This window comes from Pseudomonas sp. QC2 (assembly GCF_002859085.1).
Taxonomy (GTDB): Bacteria; Pseudomonadota; Gammaproteobacteria; order Pseudomonadales; family Pseudomonadaceae; genus Aquipseudomonas; species Aquipseudomonas petroselini.
This window is the reverse complement of record NZ_PKKS01000009.1, coordinates 23,039-43,395: the sequence shown is the minus strand read 5'-3', so window position 1 is coordinate 43,395 and position 20,357 is coordinate 23,039. Positions and strand designations below refer to the sequence as shown.

7 protein-coding genes are annotated in these 20,357 nt (G+C 63.2%); all 7 read left to right on the top strand.

Annotated features, from left to right (window positions below; genetic code table 11):
- Positions 1 to 4: 4 nt before the first annotated feature.
- The 7 genes from QCBJ_RS08860 to QCBJ_RS08830 all read left to right on the top strand — a co-directional run bounded on the left by QCBJ_RS08860 (position 5) and on the right by QCBJ_RS08830 (position 20,353).
- Positions 5 to 12,259, top strand: coding sequence for a filamentous haemagglutinin family protein (locus QCBJ_RS08860; protein WP_102060601.1), 12,255 nt, complete (start codon positions 5 to 7; stop codon positions 12,257 to 12,259).
- A 1,146-nt stretch (positions 12,260 to 13,405) separates the two neighbouring features.
- Positions 13,406 to 13,999, top strand: a complete 594-nt coding sequence (locus tag QCBJ_RS30665; RefSeq protein WP_043205185.1) for a transposase — start codon at positions 13,406 to 13,408, stop codon at positions 13,997 to 13,999.
- A 59-nt stretch (positions 14,000 to 14,058) separates the two neighbouring features.
- Positions 14,059 to 15,642, top strand: a complete 1,584-nt coding sequence (locus QCBJ_RS08850) for a ShlB/FhaC/HecB family hemolysin secretion/activation protein (RefSeq protein WP_102060657.1) — start codon at positions 14,059 to 14,061, stop codon at positions 15,640 to 15,642.
- Between the two features lie 24 nt (positions 15,643 to 15,666).
- Entirely contained in the window at positions 15,667 to 17,466 is a 1,800-nt protein-coding gene (locus tag QCBJ_RS08845) for a DUF2341 domain-containing protein (protein ID WP_102060600.1), read from the top strand.
- A gap of 11 nt (positions 17,467 to 17,477) precedes the next feature.
- Positions 17,478 to 17,903: a biopolymer transporter ExbD gene (locus tag QCBJ_RS08840; RefSeq protein WP_010211136.1), complete on the top strand. Its 426-nt coding sequence runs from the start codon at positions 17,478 to 17,480 to the stop codon at positions 17,901 to 17,903.
- A gap of 3 nt (positions 17,904 to 17,906) precedes the next feature.
- A complete protein-coding gene (locus tag QCBJ_RS08835) occupies positions 17,907 to 18,611 on the top strand; it encodes an energy transducer TonB (protein WP_012723653.1) in 705 nt (234 codons plus the stop codon).
- Positions 18,612 to 18,652: 41 nt separating this feature from the next.
- Positions 18,653 to 20,353, top strand: a complete 1,701-nt coding sequence (locus QCBJ_RS08830; protein WP_102060599.1) for a putative porin — start codon at positions 18,653 to 18,655, stop codon at positions 20,351 to 20,353.
- The last annotated feature ends 4 nt before the right edge of the window (positions 20,354 to 20,357 follow it).

The window sequence follows — 20,357 nt, the reverse complement described above, 5'->3', positions numbered from 1 at the left end:
CCCGATGGTCCGCTGCAAATCACCGGTCAACCTGAAAGCCCAAGAAACCGTGCTGCGCCTCAAGCCCCTGGCTCAGGCCATTGCCTTGTTGATGGTGGCCGGTAATGCCCATGCAGCCACGGCGTTCAGTTCCAGTTGGTTTGCCGAAAAAGGCGCGACCCAGGCGGCAACGGCGGCGCGGCTCAGTGCCGGGCAGGTGCCGGGGATTCCGTCGCTGAACGAGCAAGCGCGGGTCAACCAGCAGTTGGCGCGCTCCATCAGTACGCTGAACACCAGTGTGGCGGCGATTGCCGCGCAGCAGGCCGCGCAAGCGGCGGGACGCCAGGCGGCGTTCGGCCAGGTCTCGACGATTCCGGATGGCCTGGGCAAGGGCGGCCTGCAGGTCGACAACAGCCTGACCCAGGGCTGGATCAACGCCAAGAACCCGACCCAGAGCCAGTCCGGCGGCAAGACCACGGTGACCATCGAGCAGACCGCCGACAAGGCGATCCTCAACTGGGAGACCTTCAACGTCGGGCGCAACACCACCGTGGATTTCCAGCAGCAGTCCAGCTGGGCCGTGCTCAACCGCGTCAACGACCCCAATGCGCGGCCCAGTGAGATCCAGGGCCAGATCAATGGCGCCGGTACGGTGATGATCGTGAACCGCAACGGTGTGGTCTTCAGTGGCACCAGCCAGGTCAACGTACGTAACCTGGTGGCCGCCGCCGCGAACATCACCGATGAGCAGTTCACCCAGCGCGGGATTTATGTCGATGGCACGGGCTCCCAGCCGACCTTTACCGACGCAGCGGGCAAGGTCCAGGTGCAGCGCGGTGCATTGATCCAGACCCACAACCCGGCGACCTCCACCGATTCGGGCGGCTACGCCCTGCTGCTCGGTTCGGAAGTGGAAAACGCCGGCACGATCACTACTGCCAAGGGCCAGGCCACCCTGGCGGCCGGCGACAGCTTCTACATCCGCAAGGGCGTGGGCACCACCGGCAACGATCGTTCCACTACCCGTGGCAACGAAGTGGCAACCAGCCTCAACGCCGGCAGCAGCGCCGGCAAGGTCACCAACAGCGGCCTGATCATGGCCTCTACCGGCGACATCACCCTGACCGGGCATCAGGTGCAGCAAAACGGCGTTGCGCTGGCCAGCACGTCGGTGGACACCCGCGGCACCATTCACTTGCTCAACGCTGCCAGCGACAGCACCGGCAGCGTGACCCTGGGCGAAGGCAGCACCACCGCGATCCTGCTGGACAGCAGCGGCAGTACCGCGCTGAACAGCCAAAAGGGCAACGGCCTGATCAAGCTTGACGGCACCCCCGCCAACCTGATTACCGGCACGTTCAACAACCTCAGCGCCGTGGCCGACCGCACCGACCAGTCGCGTATCGAGATCGTCAGCGGCGGCACCGTGGACTTCCAGAAAGGCTCGACCACCCTGGCCACGGGCGGGCAGGTGGCGGTCAGCGCGGCCGGGCGCAGCCTGGTGCGTGATGGGGCGATGATCGACGTGTCTGGTGCCATCGGCGTCAGGGTGTCGATGGAGTCCAACAACATCAAGATCAACGTGCAGGGCAACGAGCAGCGCGATGCGCCGGTCAACCGTGACGGCGGCCAGTTGATCAACAATGACGTGTGGGTCGACCTGCGTGAGCTGGTGTTTGTGCCGGCCGGTACCAACGGTTACGCAACGGACCGCTGGTACACCGCCGGCGGCTTGCTGGAGGTGGGCGGTTACCTCGGCACCCAGGGTCACTCGGTGGGCGAGTGGATGGCCCAGGGCGGCACCGTGACCTTTACCGGCAAGGATGTCGTGACCCAGCAGGGCGCGCAGATCAACCTGTCGGGCGGCACCGTGGATGTGCAGGCCGGGTATATCCAGCAGACCTGGCTCAAAGGCCCGGACGGGCGCTTGTATGAGCTGTCCAATGCGCCGGGCGATATTCTCTATTCCGGGTTCTACAAGGGCTACGAAGACACCAGCAAGCGCTGGGGCCAGACCGATTACTACTACAACCCGATGATCGCCAAGCAACGCCGTTACGAGAGCGGTTACACCGTCGGCCGTGATGCCGGCAAGCTGGTGATCGGCACCACCAGCGCAGTGCTCGAAGGCCAGGTGATCAGCGACGTGTTCCAGGGCACCCGCCAGCCCCAGGCCCCGAACATCAACCTCGACGGCTACCAACAGTCGCAGAAGGCCTTGGCCCAGCGCGCGCAGTTGATCATTGGCGGGTACACGCCGGTCTACAACAAGACCACCGGTACCCTGCGGTATGCCCTGACCGGCAACGCCGACCAGGTACTGATCGACAGCAACACGCAGAAAATCGCCGACGGCCTGGACCTCACCACCGCCTTGCCGGCGGATCGCCAGGGCAAGATGGTGCTCGACAGTGATCAGCTCAATGGCTATGAGCTGGGCGCGATCAAGGTCGGGGCCACCCGGCAGATCACGGTCAACGGCGCACTCCAGGTGGCGGACGGTGGTGATATCACCCTGTTCGGGCCTGGGGTCAATATCAATGCCAATCTCACCGCCCACGGCGGCAGCATCAATGCCGGTAACATCCTCAACCAGGTCGATCCGCTCAAAGGCACTGTCCTCGATGCAATCGTGGCGGGGAATGGCGGCGTCAACCTGGCCTCCGGGGTCAAGCTGGACACCACTGGGCGCTGGAGCAACCTGCTGCTGGAACCGACCAACAACAGCGGCGTGGCTTATGTGAACGGCGGCAAGGTGTCGTTGCGCAGCACCGGCAACGTGAACCTGGCGGCCGGCAGTGTGGTGGATGCATCCTCCGGCGGCATCCTCGGCCTGGATGGCAAGCTTATCGGTGGCAAGGGCGGCGATGTGACCTTGGCGTCCCTCAGTAGCCTCGGGCTGGACGGCGAGATTCGCGGCTATGGCGTCAGCGGTGGCGGCACCCTGGCGTTGCAGGCGCGCAAGGTACAGATCGGCACCCGCGCCACGGCGCCCGACGCGGGCACCGTGCAACTGGCGGGCGATTTCTTCAATAAGGGCTTCTCGGCCTATGACATCACCGGCAACGAAGGGCTGCTGGTCACGGACGGCACCCAGGTGGATGTCACCACGCCGGTCTACCGCGTGGGCGAGCAGACACTGGCTGCGTCGAGTGGCAGCGACCCCGCCACCGCACTGGAACGCTGGACGCCAGCGCTCTACCAGGAAAACCCGACCCAAGGCGTCCTGACCCAGCGTCGCGGTGCCAGCCTCACGTTGACGGCTGGCTCCAAGGACTCCACCGCCGCACAACTGGCGACCACTGCCCTGACCGTGGGCCAGGGCGCGGTGATCAATGTCGACCCCGGCCAGGGCATCAACCTGCGCAGCGTTGGCCAGTTGACCCTGAACGGCAGCCTGAATGCCTGGGGTGGCAGTGTCAGCCTGGGCGGCCTGAGCGTGTCGCCACAGGCCTGGGAACAGCCGATTGCGGCTGGCCATGACCGCTCGATCTGGGTGGGAGAAAATGCGCTGATTGACGTTGCATCGCGAGCGGTCACGGCGGTGAGCAATCGGGGCAACGTGTACGGCCAGGTCCTCAATGGCGGCAAGATCAGCATTGGCGGCGATATCAACCTCGCCACCGGCATTGCCAGTGCCGGCGATGTGTTTGTGGTGGTCCGTGAGGGCGCGCGCCTGGACGCGTCCGGTGCCCAGGCGATGCTCGACGTGCCCGGTCAGGGCCGTGTGCCGGTATCCAGCAATGGCGGCAGTATCAGCTTTGCGTCGAACAACGGCCTGTACCTGGACGGCAGCTTCGTTGCCCGTGCGGGCGGGGCGGGGGCGGCGGGCGGCAGCTTGGCCCTTGCGCTGGAAAGCCCGTATTACCTCAAGGCCGGCGTCAACGACAGTGTGCTCAACGTACGTGAACTGGTGCTCAGCCAGACCCATCAAACCAGCCCGAACGCCAACCTGGAATACGGCCATGGCCATCTCGGGGTGGACCAGGTCACCGCCGGCGGCTTTGACAATCTTGCGCTGCTCAGCAACGGCTTGCTGAGTTTTGACGGTGATGTGTCGTTGAACATGGGCCAGAGCCTGCGCCTGTACGGTGGCAGCTATAACCTCAGTGAAAGCGCCGCGGCCAATTCTCGGGTCAACCTGTCAGCGCCGTACCTGCTGTTGGCCGGCCTGCTCGCGCCCGCAGAAACCGGCAAGGAGGCCTACACCCGTGCAGTGCCGGTTTTGCCCAATCCATCAGTGCTGGCCACCACGGCGCAGTTCAACGCCAACGCCAACCTGATCGACGTGCGTGGCAATGTGGTGTTCGGCAACAAGAGCTATCTGTTGCGGCCCGACAACAGCCAGGCCAGCCTTGAACGGCGTGGGTTTGATGATGTGCAACTGACCAGCCAGGGCGACTTGCGCTTCCTGGCGGGGGCCGGTGCGGATGTGATTGCCCAGGGCATCAGCACGCAATTAGTGACCGGTGGTGACATGACCCTGCGTGCGGCGCAGTTGTATCCGGCGACTGAAGTCGGCGCCCGGGTACTGGCGGGCTATGTGAATAATGCTGCCAGCAATGGCACAGGCTTCAATTATGATCCGACACGCACCCTGACCATCGCACGCACCGCCAATAGCAATGCCGCCATGCCTTACTCGGTCTTTGGTCGTCTGCAATTGGGCGGGCCGACCATCAAGCAGGGCGGGGTGGTGCGTGCGCCCCTGGGGCTGATCGAGATCGGCAACCTGGGTTCTACAGACGTGCAACTGCTGCCGGGCAGCCTCACGTCGGTGAGTGGCAAGGGCCTGGTATTGCCTTACGGCGGGACCGTGGATGGGCAGATCTACAAGTACAACGGCAAGACAGTAACGTTTATAGGCCAAGGTGGCGGCAACGTTGCAGGCAGTCTGAACGTCGGGGTGATTCTCGGTGGCCAGGCGGTGGAGGTGCTGCCGCAGGCGACGTTGGATCTGTCCGGCGGTGGTGAACTGCTCGGCGCTGGATTTATTTCCGGGCGCGGGGGGTCTACGGATGCACGTTACAACCCACTGGTACAGTTCGGTGCGAACGGCGGGTTTGTACTGCCGGGTCTGAGCACCAACCCGATCTATGCGATTGTGCCGGGCGTGCAACCGGGCTATGCCCCGGTGGCGCCGGAAGGTGGCGCGGTCGATCCGTTGATCGGCCAGCAGATCACAATCGGCGCCGGCGTGCCGGGCCTGGCGGCCGGCACCTATACCCTGATGCCGTCCACCTATGCGTTGATGCCTGGGGCTTTCCGGCTGGAGATCAACGGCCTGGCCGGGATGGGCGCCGACGGTGCGACCCAGGCATTGCGCAATGGCTCATGGGCCACGGCAGGGCGCTTGTCCATCGCCAATACCGGTATCAGCAACAGCACGGCCAGCCAGGTGATTCTCACGTCGGCCGATATGTTGCGTCGTTACTCCCAATACAACGAAACCGGCTACGCACAGTTCGCCGTGGCCGATGCCACCAGGCTTGGTATACCTCGGGCACTGCTGCCGGTGGATGCCAAAACCCTGCAACTGGCCCTGCGGCCAGGCGCAGGTGCGGATGCCTTTTCGTTCCAGGGGATCGGCCGCTTCGAGGCCGCTGATGGCGGTTACGGCGGTACCGTATCGCTGATAAACGAAGAAAAGGGCAGCTTGGGAAGGGACATCGAAATTGTCGCGGCAGGCAACGCGGCTACCGCCAATTTCAAAGGCATTACGGTGGATGCGGACAGCCTGAATGCAATGGGCGCGGCTCGCCTGCTGATCGGTGGAATGACCTATGTCACGTACGGCCAGGGTGGCAACTACATCAACCTCCCCAGCAGTATCACCAGTTCCATCATCCTGCGCGACGGCGCGAACCTGGCGGCACCGGAGGTATTACTGGTGACCTCCACCGGAAAAATTACGCTCGAACAAGGCGCCTCGATCAACACGATAGGCCAGGGCAAGGCCAGCTACGACGCACGTGACGGCTTTATCTACAACCTGAGCAATGTGCTGGCGGTGTCCAACGGTTTGCTCAACGTAGTCGCCGCGCCGTCATTGGGCGAAGTCATCAGTGGGGGCATCCAGTTAGGCGTGTGCAACAGCGCGCCCTGCAGCGGCCAGACAGCCCTGTATTCCGAAGGCAGCATCGTTACCTTGACCGACAGCTCCCTGCAGATGGGCGATGAGGTGCGCTATGGCACCCGTCACCTGAACCTGGGCGTGTCCAGCATCAACGTCGGCAGTCCCGAAGCCCTGGCCGCTGCAGCCGCCAACAATCGCCTGCCGGTAGGCATGACCCTCAACCAGCAAGTGCTGGAACGCCTGCTGCGCGGTGACACCCAATTCGGCGCCCCGGCCCTGGAAACCCTGCAACTGTCAGCGCGTGACAGCTTTAACTTCTACGGCACCACCACCCTGGACACTTATGACGCCGTGACCGGCAAGTCGATGCTGAGCAACCTGATGCTCTCCACGCCGGCGATCTACGGCTCTGGCGGCTTGAACGACGTGGCGACTGTCCACACCGCCAACCTGATCTGGCAAGGTGCCGTCGCTCCGCCTGTGGCGGCGGTGACCGGCGGTGCTGGCACCGGCAGCGGGCGCCTGGACATCAATGCCGAGCGTATCGAATTCGGCTATGGGGATTTTGCCCAGCCGAGCACGACCAAGACCTTCGACCGCCTCGCCTTGGGCTTTGCCAACGTCAACCTCATTGCCAGTGAGCGCATCACCGCCAACCACAAGGGCAGCCTCTCGGTGTACCAGAGCCAGGGCGCGTTTGATGCGATCAAGGGCTTTGCCTACAGCGGCGGCAACCTGAATATCCTCACGCCGCTGATGACCGGTGAAGCCGGTTCGGTCAACCGTATTACCGCCGGTGGCGCGATTGATGTCAGCGCCTCGGCTGGCGCAGTAGGCAAGGTGGACGGTATCGGCGGCGAATTGTCACTGCAAGGCGATAGCCTTCGCCTGGCCACTGCCGTGGTACTGCCCAGCGGCAAGGTGACCTTGGGCGCGCGCGGCGACGTGGTATTGACCGATGCCGCCTCGATTGATGTGTCCGGCCGGGCCATTGCCTTCAACGACCTGACCAAATACAGCGCAGGCGGCGAGGTGTTGCTGGAAAGCCGTGCCGGCAATGTGCAGCAGGCCGCCGGTTCGACCATCGACCTGTCGGCGCAGCACAACCAGGCGGGCAAGTTGCGCGCGGTGGCGGTGGACGGCGCTGCGGGGATCGTCGACTTGGCAGGCAAGATCATCGCTGGCAGCAGCGGTGACTACGATGCCGGTGGCACGCGGGTGCCCTACCTCGCGGGTGCGGTGGAGATCCAGGCCCAGCGCCTGGGCGGCAGCGGTACGCTCAGCGACCAGTTCGCAGCGCTCAACCAACGCCTCAACCAGGGCCAGGTCTACGGTGCGCGCAGCTTCCAGCTCAAGCAGGGCGACCTGACGATCGGTAATGACGTCAAGGCCAACAGCGTCAACGTCTCGATCGACAATGGCAGCCTGCGCGTGACCGGCCTGGTGGATGCCAGCGGCGAGCGCGTGGGCAGCATCAACCTGGCGGCCAAGAACGGCCTGAGCCTGGACGGCACGGCGGTGCTCGATGCCCATGGCAGCCAACTGCGGGTAGACAGCTACGGCAAGATCATCGATTCGCCCAACCGCGCCATCGTGGTGCTGGGCTCGGGCCTGGGCCAACTGACCCTGGCCGAGGGGGCGCGCATCGACCTGCGTCACGGTACTGCTGCCGCGACCGGCAATGACGGGCGCAGCCGTGGCACGCTGGAACTCAACGCGCCGCGAGTGGGCGGCAATGACATCGCCATCGACGCCCGTGGGCAGTTGACTATCCAAGGCGCGCGTTCGATTGCGCTCAATGGCATGAGAACCTACGACGATGCCCCGACCAACACCGATGAAACGCCCAATGGGCGCCCGTACCAAGTGATTGATCAGGACTACCTCACGAAAATCGTCGATCCAGCAAATACGAATTTCATTAACGCCGCGCGTGTTAACAGCAACTTGCTGCAGAAGCTTGCCGGCTTGAACAACGCCACGTACGGCGATGTTTTCCACCTGCGCCCCGGCGTAGAGATCATCAGCAAAACCCCGGATGGCGACCTGGTAGTGCAGGGCGATCTGGACCTCTCCAGCTATCGCTACGCCAGCCTCAAATCAACGGCCAAGACCGAGTCCGGCAGCCTGACCCTGCGTGCCGGTGGCGACCTGAATATCTATGGCAGCATCAACGACGGCTTTGCCGCGCCACCGACCACCGACGATGACAATGGCTGGGTGCTGCGCGCCGGTATCGACTACACCGGCGGCACCGTGGTGATACCGGGCAGCGGCGTGACCCTGGAGGTGGGCACCGTGTTCCCCGCGGGCGCTGCGCTTAATTTCGATGTACTGACCAACCCCCTGTTTTTGCCGCCGGGCACCCGATTGCCCGTCGCGGCTACGCTCAAACAACCGTTGGTACTCCCGGCGGGTACGGTGTTGGCGGCGGCTGTTCGGGATGCCTCGGGCAATGTGCTGTTCGCGGCGGGCACGTTGCTGACTCAGAGCCAGACCCTCGCCATCGGCAGTGTCCTGGATGCCGGCAGTTTGTTGAGCACGTCAGCCAGTGTCGACGGCTTGATCTGGCCCAAGGGCGTGCCATTGGCCACCAAGGTGACCCTGACCGCCAGCCAAGTGCTGCCCCGGGGCGCCCTGTTGCCGTCGGGGACAGACGTGAAGCTGCCGGGCGGCGTGGAGTCGGTGACGTTGCGTGACGCCGGCCATCCGGGCAAGAACTGGGCAATTGCACCCATGCTGGAGGAGGGTGCGCAGTCGTGGTCGATTCGCCTGGTCGCGGGGGCCGATACCGAGGCGGCGGACAGTCGCCTGCTGCAACCGCATCCGCTAAGCGGCAATCTGCGATTGGCGGACAGTCACTATGGGGCGTTCGGGAAAGGAGCCCAGGTCTGGACCGAGGAGGGCTCTAGAGGGTGGTTCGGCGATGACAGCATGGTAGGCCAACCGGTTGATTTCGACGCAATACAATACCCAGGTGTATGTGACGACTTCCCGGAATACTGCGTTGTCAGTGGTGAGGCCTATACGCTGCTGGTGGGCGGCAGTAGTCGCTTCAGCGTAATCCGCACTGGCGCTGCAGACCTTGACCTGCTGGCCGCCGGCAACCTGAGCATGGAGTCGCTGTTCGGCGTCTACACGGCAGGCAGCTCGTCCACCGGCACCTCGACCAACGATCCGTATAACCTCAAGCGAGCCCTGGGCAGCAATGGCAAGGTATTGGCTAACGCCGGGGGCAACGAAAAGCTGGTCAACGCAGACACCGGCAGTCTGTACCGTGCCTGGTACCCGGATACGGGCGGCAACTTGCTGCTTAAAGTGGGCGGCAACCTGACGGGTAATATCACCAGCCCGGCGCAGAATGGCGTTGGTCGTCCGGTACCGAGCGACCAGGGTCAGGATTCAGCCAACGTCGGCAACTGGCTGTGGCGTCAGGGCAATGGGCTCAGTGGGAGCCAGGCGCAAGCCACCGCCTGGTGGATCAATTTTGGTTCCTACGTCGCTACCGACCGGGCGGACCAGATGGTCGGGTTCACCGGGTTTGGCACCCTGGGAGGCGGCAACCTGAATGTTGATGTGGGTGGCGATGCAGGACTCATCAGCCCTGTCTCGTCAACAGCTTTGAACGTCAGTCGGCGCAGCCAAGGCCTGGTACTGGCAGTCGGCAGTACCGGTCGGGTCGGGGCCGATGGCAGTGTGCAACTGACGGGTGGCGGTGATCTGAACCTGCGGGTCGGCGGAGCGGTTAACCCCGCCAGCCAGACCTTTGTAGAGCACCTCAATGGTGCACTGGTGAACCTGCGTGGGCACGTGCAATTGACCGGCGGCGCCCTGGGCAGTCTGACGCTGCGGTATGGCAATCAACGCAAAGACCAGAGTCCCAGTGAGGTACGCGCCTATGATCCGTTGCGCGCCACTTCGGCCTTTGCTGCGGGAGGTTTGAGCCTATTGCCGGGCGACGCCACTTTCAGCCTGTCCACCCGTGGCGACCTGGTGTTGCAGGACGTCGCCGACCCAGGGCGCGCGCCGCAGATGAACGCCTTGACCTACGTCAATAAGGGGGTCAACGGGATTGGGCAAAGCTGGTTCAGCCTGTGGACCGACCGCACAGCAGTGGACCTGTTCTCTGCCGGGGGCAACCTCACGCCCCTGACCCAGACCCTGGAAACCGATATGGCGGCGGTCTATCCCGCGACATTGCGTGCGGTTGCTGCTAACGGCAGTCTCTATTACGGCAGCGCCTCGACCAGTAATCCTGGCGACGTGCAGCCGCTCAGGGCGTTGGTGCTCGCACCTTCGTCCAATGGGCAACTGGAATTGCTGGCCGGTGATTCGATCTCAGGCGGCGATCTGACGATCAGCCGCTCCAGTGCGGCACCCAATAGCCTGGCGACTATTCTGCGTCCGGCCTTCGCCGGTTTCCTGACTGATCAAAAAACGGCAATAGTGGGCAGTGGCAATCTTTCCAGCGATGGCAACATTGCAACCTTAACGGTTTCTCCACTGTTTGCCTTTGGCCCCAACACCGCCAGCATGGCTTGGGGTGATGCCCTGGAGCCCGCGCGTTTCTATGCACTGAGTGGGGACCTGCTGGGCGTCAACAGTGGGCGCGCCCTCACGATCACGGGGGTGGGTGACGCGCGGTTCGGGCAAACCTTTTACGAAGGCGCAGGCCCGGTATGGATGCAAGCCGGACGCGATATTGTCGGCAGCGGCACGCGCTTGAGCGGTGCCAGCGCAGGTGTCACGGATACGGGTCAATACACCTTTACCGGCAACCTGTTCGTGCACAACAGCCCCACCGATATCTCCATCGCCAGCGCTGGCCGCGACATCCTCTACAGCAGCTTTAACGTTGCCGGCCCCGGTACCCTGGAGCTGACGGCGGGGCGCAACATTCAGATGGAAGACAAAGTCGCGGTGAACAGTCTGGGCGCTGTCGCGGCCGGCGACAGCCGCCCTGGCGCAAGCATCGTCATGCAAGCCGGCATGGGCCCCAACGGCCCGGACTACCGCCGCTTCGTCGAGGCCTACCTGAACCCCGCCAACCTGGCGCAACCGGGTGAGTCGTTGCAGGGCAGCAAGGTCGCCAAGACCTACGAGAATGAACTGGTGTCCTGGCTCACCGAACGCTTCGGCTTCGCCGGCGACAGCGAACAGGCCCGTACCTACTACGCCGCACTGCCCGCCGAACAACAACGGATCTTCGCCCGTGACGTGTACTTCGCCGAACTCAAGGCCGCCGGCCGTGAGTACAACCAGGACGGCAGTGTGCGCCAGGGTAGCTATGTGCGTGGCCGTACGGCGATTGCCCGGTTGTTCCCCGAGACCGACGTGGCCGGCAACCCGATCACCTACAAAGGCGACATCACGATGTTCGGCGGCGCGGGCGTGCACACCAACTTCGGTGGCTCGATCCAGATGCTCACGCCGGGTGGCCGCCAGACGTTCGGCATCGAAGGCGCTGCGCCACCGTCGACAGCGGGTCTGATCACCCAGGGTTCGGGGGATATTCAGCTGTATTCCCTGGGCAGCATCCTGCTCGGCCAGAGCCGCATCATGACCACCTTCGGCGGATCGATCATGGCCTGGACCAGCGAGGGCGACATCAACGCCGGGCGCGGTTCCAAGACCACGGTGGTGTACACGCCGCCCAAGCGCGTCTATGACAACTGGGGCAACGTGGGCCTGTCGCCGTCGGTACCGAGTACCGGTGCGGGGATCGCCACGCTGAACCCGATTCCGGAAGTGCCGGCGGGGGATATCGACCTGATCGCGCCGATGGGCACCATCGATGCGGGGGAGGCGGGGATTCGGGTGTCGGGTAACGTCAACATCGCTGCCTTGCGGGTGGTGAACGCGGCGAACATCCAGAGCCAGGGCAAGTCGTCCGGGGTACCGGTGTCGGCCACCGTTAACACCGGGGCCATGAGCTCGGCCAGCGCGGCGGGGGCGGCGGCGTCCCAGGCGGCGGAAGATGCGGCGCGCAGTCAGCAGGCGGCGGCCAAGCAGGGTCGGCCGTCGATCATGACGGTTGAGGTGTTGAGCCTGGGCAGTGAGCCGCTGCCGCGTGAGCCGGAGCCGGCGCAGAAAACTTCCGGGTACAACCCCAGCAGCCCGGTGCAGGTGCTGGGCGCGGGGCCGCTGAGTGAGCAGGCGCGGGCGCGGTTGACGGATGAGGAGCGTCAGCAGATCAGTTTGTAAGGCTTTGGAAAGGACCTCTCGATGTACCGTTTGGGGCGATCAATGATCGCCCTGTTTTTTTGCGGTAGTGTTCGGTCTTGAGTTGGATAAAGACAGCAATGGTATTGATCGCAGGATGTGCTCTTTTGTCGACGTTGGTGGTGTGGGTGGGGTACATATCCGTTGTTTAGGTAACGGCTGAAATGGGTTCCGCCCTTACGGCGGGTCACTTTTGGAAGAGCGCCAAAAGTAACCAAAAACGCTTCGCCCCAACACTCGGCACCTCGCCTAGGCTCGGTGTGCCCTCACTCCGGCTTGAATCCGTGGGCCGCCGCCACGCGCCATCCATGGCGCGGGGCGGCTAACCCGGCGTCCTGCCGGGTTACCCACGGATTCAAGCCTGCGTTCGGCCAGCGTGTTTGACGGGGCGCCTAAGATCAAGATCAAAAGCAAGAGCACGGCGGCCTGGTAGCCGACCTGAGTGGTGTGGAGCAAAAGCAGATCTGAGTGATCCCTCGGCCCAGAGCAGCGGTCTGGAGCCGGCCGGGTTCTTACTGTCGATCTCGGTTAAGTGTGGGAGGGAGCAAGTCCCCTCCCACAGTTTGATCTCCATGCATCAGGTAGATATCAGCCTGCTTTTGATCTGGCTTGTGATCTTGATCTTAGGCGCCCAGCGTGTTTGACGGGGCGCCTAAGATCAAGATCAAAAGCAAGAGCACGGCGGCCTGGTAGCCGACCTGAGTGGTGTGGAGCAAAGGCAGGGCTGGTTGATTCCTCAGCCGAGAGTGGCGGCCTTAGAGCCGGCCGGGTTCTTACTGTCGATCTCGGTTAAGTGTGGGAGGGGGCTTGCCCCCGATGGCGGTGGGGCAGTCACAGATGCATGAGCTGACACACTGCTATCGGGAGCAAGCCCCCTCCCACAGTTTGATCTCCATGCATCAGGTGTATGCCCCGGTGTCAGGGCGGAACCCATACCAGTCACCCCCCAAATAACGGATATAGACACCACAAAAAATTGCCCCCCACCCAATCCAAAATGAAGCTTTCATGACAAAAGTTCGGTAGTCCCCAGCCACTCCCGTCTCTCCTGTGTAACGCGCTTGAGCCCACCAGAAAGGTGGGCTTTTCAGCCGCAAGCAGGATGCCAGGAGTGGGGCGATGGGAACTATGGAACGTTACTCGAAAGTGGGCATGCAGGAGCTCGACCAGCGCCTGTCGAAGATCGTCGAAGCGGCGCGCAAGAAGCCGGTGTCGGTCTATCGCTACGGCGCGCCTTGGGTATGGATTGTCTCCCAGGACGATTGGCAGGGCACCCGCAAGGAAGTCTCCAGCTACATCCCGGCCAGCCATTCCCTGGTGTTGCTGCGCCCGCAGATCGATGAAGTGCTCGACCAGCACCGCGACTGGCTGGTGGCCGAAGCCCCGATGTCGATCGCCCCGCAGACCGTGCTGCAGATCCTGCTGCTGCAATTGCTGTATTCGGTACCCAGCGAGCAGCAACTGCATGAACAGCTGAACTACAACCTGCTGTTCCGCTGGTTCGTCGGCCTGGACCTCAACCAGAAGGTCTGGAGCATCCAGGCACTGACCCGCGACATCGCCACGCTGCTGAACAACCCGCGTGCGGTGCAACTCATCCAGAAAATCATCGGTGACGTGTTTTGTGGCGCCTTGCTGCACATGCCGGAGTTCTCGCTGAACTTCGCCCTGTTGCACACCTGGCTGGCCCGCCACGGCAACACCTCGATCACCAGCAATTGAGCAGGCCTTGCGCCGGGCAATCGGCGGAGGCGGATAAAATCAGAATGTCAGGGGGCGGTGTGGAGCATCTGTTCAAATTAACGCTGGCGCTGTGTTGCGTGACGCTGGGGAGCCTGGCGCAACCGGTGTTGGCCGAGGAAGAGGAAGCGGCGCGCAAGGTCGACGTCAACGAGTACTTCGTGCGCGGCAACACGGTGCTCGATGCGGCGACGATTGAGGAGGCGGTGTATCCGTTTCTCGGCCCGCAAAAGACCATGGGCGATATCGAAGGCGCCCGCGATGCCTTGCAGAAGATCTACCAGTCGCGTGGCTACCAGTCGGTGTTTGTCGAGCTGCCGGAGCAGAAGGTCGATGACGGCATCGTCTACCTGCAAGTCAGCGAAACCAAGGTTGGCCGCGTGCGCGTGGTCGGCGCCAAGCACTATTCGCCGGTGGAAATCCGCGAGCAGGTGCCGGCCCTGGAGGAGGGCGCGGTGCCGGACTTTGCCACGGTGCAGACCCAGCTGGCCGGGCTCAACCGCGGTGCCGGGCGCCAGGTTACGCCGCTGGTACGCGAGGGCCAGCGCCCGGGCACCATGGATGTGGACCTGCAGGTCGAAGACCAGAACCCTTGGCACGCCAGCATCGGCCTGAACAACGACTACAGCGCCGACACCGAGAAGCTGCGGTCGGTCGCGACCCTGGGCTACGACAACCTTTGGCAACTGGGCCACAGCATTTCCCTGACTTACTTCACCGCGCCCCAGGACACCGAGAATGCCAAGGTTTGGTCGGGTTCCTACACCGCACCGTTGAATGAGCGCTGGACCTTGCAGTTCTCCGGTTACCAGTCCGACAGCAACATTGCCACCATCGGCGGCAGCAACGTGTTGGGCAAGGGCCATTCCTACGGTGTGTCGGCCATCTACAACCTGCCGGCTGCCGGTAACTGGGCCAACTCATTCTCGTTCGGGATCGATTTCAAGGACTTCGACGAGGAAATGAAATTCGGCGCCAGCAGTGACCAGGTGCCGCTCAAATACGCGCCATTCACCCTGGGCTACAACGGCTATCGCTACACCGAGCAATCCCAATTGGGCCTCGGTCTGAACCTGATCGTCGGTACCCGCGCCTTCTTTGGCTACGGCAGCGATGCCGAGGCGTTCGACTATAAGCGCTACAAGGCCAGCGCCAGTTTTGCCGTGCTCAAGGGTGACCTGAATTACACCTACACCTTCGCCAACGATTGGCAGTCGGCGACCAAAGGCGGCTTCCAACTCGCCTCGGGACCGCTGGTCTCCAACGAGCAGTACTCGGCCGGCGGCGCCACGTCGGTGCGCGGCTACTTGGCGGCCGAGCGCACCGGGGACGAGGGCTACTTGCTCTCCCAGGAATTGCGCACGCCGTCCCTGGCCAAGTTTCTCGGCAGTTATGTGCAGGAGTGGCGCTTCTACGCGTTTGCTGAAGGCGCGCGCATGCGCCTGCACGACCCACTGCCCGAGCAAGAAGACGAATACAGCCTGGCCAGTGTCGGCCTGGGTACCCGCGCCAGTTTGAGCAAATGGTTGTCCGGCAGCCTGGATTGGGGTTACCCGCTGCTCGATGGACCGAACACCCAGAAACAGGACTCGCGACTGCACTTCAGTGTGCAGGCGACTTTCTGACTTTTTCTTCCGGAGACTTCACCCATGCAACGCCTATTCCTGAGCCTGTTGATCTGCCTGGGCTTCGCGCTCCCGGCCACCGCCCATGCCTGGTGGCAGGACGACTGGCACTACCGCAAACAGATCTCGGTCGACACCACCGCGCAAGGTGCCGCGATCAACCAGGCCCTGGGTCGTACCGCGCTGTTGGTGCGCCTGCACACCGGTAATTTCACCTTTGACGGGGTCAAGGATGACGGTGCCGATCTGCGCTTTGTGAGTGCCGATGACAAGACCGTGTTCAACCATCAGATCGAAAGCTTCGACCCGTTGATGGGCATGGCGCTGATCTGGGTCGATGTGCCCAAGGTCGAAGGCGGCCAGCGCCAGGACCTGTGGATGTACTACGGCAACCAGAAGGCCCCGGCCACGGCCAACGGCCAGTTGACCTTCGACCCGAACTACACCGCGCTCTACCATTTTGATGGCGCCAATGGCACACCGGCCCGGGACACCACGGCTTACGCCAACACCGCGTTGAACGCCACTGGCGCCGCCATCGATGGCGTGATCGGCCGCGCCTTGCAGTTCGGCGGCCAACCACTGATGTTGCCGGCCAGCCCCTCGCTGCAACATGCGGCAGGCGGCGCGTTCACCTTCAGCGCCTGGTTGCGCTTGGACCAAGCCAGTGGCGAGCAAGTCGTGCTGGCCCGGCGTGACGGCACCCATAGCCTGTTGCTGGGCTTGAACCAAGGCATGCCGTTTGTGGACATCGACGGCCAGCGCGCTGTCTCGACCCAGCCGCTGAACCCCGGCCAATGGCAGCACCTGGCGTTCACCGCCGAAGGTGAAAAGGTCACGCTGTATGTGAATGGCCGCGAAACCGCGACCCTCGCGGTGGCCATGCCGGCCTTTAATTCCCAGCTGGCCATCGGTGCCGACCTGCCGGAAGCGGGCAGCACGCACCTGCCATTCGCCGGGGCCATCGATGAGCTGCGCCTGTCCAAGGTGGCGCGTCCGGCCGCGCTGTTGCTGGCCGATGCCAGTGCCCAGGGTGCCGAATCGAAACTGGTGGCCTACGGGGTGGATGAAGAACAGTCCGGCTTCGGTTTCGGCAGCCTGGGCTTCTTGCTCAACGCCGTACCGGTGGATGCCTGGGTAATCATCCTGGTGCTGGTGGCGATGATGTTTCAGTCCTGGGTCATCATGCTGCGCAAGAACCGCCAGGTCAGCCGTTTAAGCAGTGCCAACGAAGTGTTCCGTGAGCACTTCGCGCAGATCGGCACACGCCTGGAGATGTACGCCGACGACGCCCAGTTGGGCGAGCGCCTGACCCATTCCTCGCTGTGGCGCCTGTACCTGGTGGCGGTCAAGGAGATCCGCACCCGTCGCGCCCAAGGCGCCGACACCTCGTCGGTGTCGGCCGCGACCATCGAAGCCATCCGTTGCTCCATGGACGGCGTGCGCACCCGCGAAAACCAGGCGCTCAGTTCCAAACTCTCGACCCTGTCCAACGCCATCGCCGGCGGCCCGTACATCGGCCTGCTCGGGACGGTGCTGGGGATCATGGTGGTGTTCCTCGGCACGGCCATGGCCGGTGACGTGAACATCAACGCCATCGCGCCGGGCATGGCCGCAGCCTTGCTGGCCACGGCCATGGGCCTGTTCGTCGCGATCCCGGCGCTGTTTGGCTACAACCGCCTGATCACCCGCAACAAGGAAGTCAGTGCGGATATGCGCGTGTTTGTCGACGAGTTCATCACCCGCCTGGCGGAGATGCACGGCGAGAGCCAGCACAGTGAAGCCGCGCACCGCGCACCGCATCACGCATCGGTTCCGGCCTGAGGAGAATCGCCATGGCTTCCGTAAATGCCTCCCACGACGATGACGACGATGCCGCCGTCGACAGCATCAACATCACGCCCCTGGTGGACGTGCTGATGGTGGTGCTGGTGATGTTTATTTTGACCGCCACCGCCCAGGTCTCGGGCATCCAGATTCACCTGCCCAAGGCCAGCGCCTCGGTGTCGTTGTCGGAGGCCAAGACCAAGGCCATTTCCGTGAACGACGGCGGCCAGGTGTTCCTCGACGCCTACCCGGTCACCCTCGGCGAGCTGGAAGAGCGCCTGCGTATCGAGAAAGCGTTGAACCCGGACTTCCCGGTGATCGTGCGCGGCGACGCGATGGTGCAATACCAGAAGGTGATCGAGGTACTCGACTTGCTGCGCCGGCTGGAGCTGTCCCAGGTCGGGCTGGTCACCGGCAAACCGAGTCAGGGCTGAGTCATGACCGCACAGATCCCGATTGCGCCAATACCGGTGAAAAAGAAACCGCCGTTGCGCCCGTTGAAGTGGGGCGCCGGCCTGTTGTTGGGGGCCGTGGCGGCCTGGTTTTTGTGGCAGTGGGCCAACGACATGAGTGGCGTGCGCCGCGAAGCGCCGAAGGTGCCGACGATTATCCCGTTGCCGCCGCCACCACCGCCGCCGCCGGAAAAACCCAAGGAGCCCGAGCCCCAGGTCGAAGAAAAAGTCCCGGAGCCGGTGCCCAGCCCGGAACCCGAAGAGGTCAAGCCGGCCGAGGAAGCACCGCCTTCACCTAACGAAGACCTGGCCAACCCGATGCAGATCGACGGCGACGCCCAGTCCGGCAATGACGGTTTCAACATCGGCGCTGGTAAGGGCGGTGGCATGGCCGGCAGCGGTGGCGGCGGGCTGGGTACCGGCACGTACAAGCAGTATCTGGCCGGCACCTATCAACGGCTGATGCGCGAAGACCCGGAATTACGCAAGAAGGCTTTCTCGATACAGATAGACCTGTGGTTGGGCACCGATGGCCAAGTCACTAAAGCGCTGGTGGCCAAGTCCAGCGGTGATGCCGAGACCGACGCCCAGATGCTCGCGCTGATACGTGCACCGCGTGCCGCACAGAAGCCGCCGGCGTCACTGACGCTGCCCATGCGCCTGTCCCTCAAGGGCCGGCGCCCGGATTGACTGAACCTTTTTTAACGGATTTTTACAGGAGTTGCGTACACATGATTTCCCCCGTGAATCGACTGACCCTGGCGGTTGGCATGGTCATCGCGACCCTGGTTGGCCAGGCGGCTGCAGCCCCGGTTGCGCCTTCGGAAAACGTCACCATCAACCTGATCCGTCTGCTGGTGCAGCAAGGTGTGCTGACCCAGGCCACCGCCAATGGGCTGATCGCCCAGGCTGAAAAAGAGGCCCAGCAGGCACGCCAGGCCAATGCCGTGCCGGTGGTTGCCGCAGGACCGACCGCAGCGCCCGGCGATGTGCGTGTGCAGTATGTGCCGCAGGCGGTCAAGGATCAGATTCGCGACCAGGTCAAGGCCGAGGTCATGGCCACCGCCAAGCAGGAAAACTGGGCACAGCCCAATACCTTCCCCGATTGGATCTCGCGCATCAGCTTTGATGGCGATATTCGTTTGCGCGACGAGTCACGCTACTTTTCGGGTAATAACAGCAACAACATCACCGACTTCGCCAAGCTCAATGACACCGGGCCCTATGACGTCAACAAAAACTCCAACACTAAGTTGCCGCCCTTGCTCAACACCCGCGAGGACCGCGAGAACCTGTTCCGCCTGCGCGCACGCCTGGGCATGAAAGCGGTGATCTCGCCGGAGTGGACCGCCGGCATTCGCATCGCCACCGGGTCTGACAATAACCCGGTGTCGACCACCCAGACCCTGGGCGGCGGCTTCGGCAAAAAAGACATCTGGCTGGATCAGGGTTACCTGACCTGGAAAACCACTGACTACATGACGTTGACTGCCGGGCGCATCGGCAACCCGTTCTATTCCACCGACATGATGTATTCCAACGACCTCAACTTCGACGGCGTGGCCGCGATCTTCAACCACCGCCTCAACAGCGAGTGGGGGCTGTTCGGTACCCTCGGTGCCTTCCCGGTCGAGTACACCGCCGACACCGCCAGCACCAATGGTATCGACAAGGAAGACAGCGACACCAAATGGCTGTTTGGCGGGCAGATTGGCGCTGACTGGAAGATCAACCGCAGCAACCGTCTCAAACTTGCCGCCGCTTACTACCAGTTCCAGGACATCGAAGGCGAGCGTTCCAGCCCTTGCTCCACATGGCAGGGCGCGCCCGCCTGTGACACTGACGGCACGCGTGTTGCCTTCATGCAAAAAGGCAACTCGGTGTTCAACCTGCGCAACAACACCACCAACCCGACTGACCCGGCCAGGACGCCGGACCCTCAATTCGTCGGCCTGGCGTCCAAGTTCGATGTGCTGGACCTCAACCTGGTCTGGGACAGCGACCTGCCCAGCGATTTCAAGCTGCGCACCCAGGGTAACTTCATCCACAACCTGGCCTACGACAAGGGCGAAATGCTCAAGCGCAGCGAGGGCGAGATCGTTAACAACATCAACAGCAAGGGCCAGTTTGAAAGTGGCGGCAATGCGCTGATGGTGTCGTTCACCCTGGGCAGCGCGCTGGAGATGCGCAAGCGCGGCGACTGGAACGTGTTGGCCGGCTACAAGAACATCCAGCCCGACGCCTTGCCCGACGGCTTCAACGACTCTTCGTTTCACCTGGGCGGCACCAACGCCAAGGGTTACTTCATTGGCGCCAACTACGGCATCGACAAGAACATTTACGCCAGTGCGCGTTGGTTGAGCGCCTCCGAAGTGTATGGCCAGCCGTTTGAAGTCGATGTGATGCAACTGGAACTCAACACGCGCTTTTGATGCG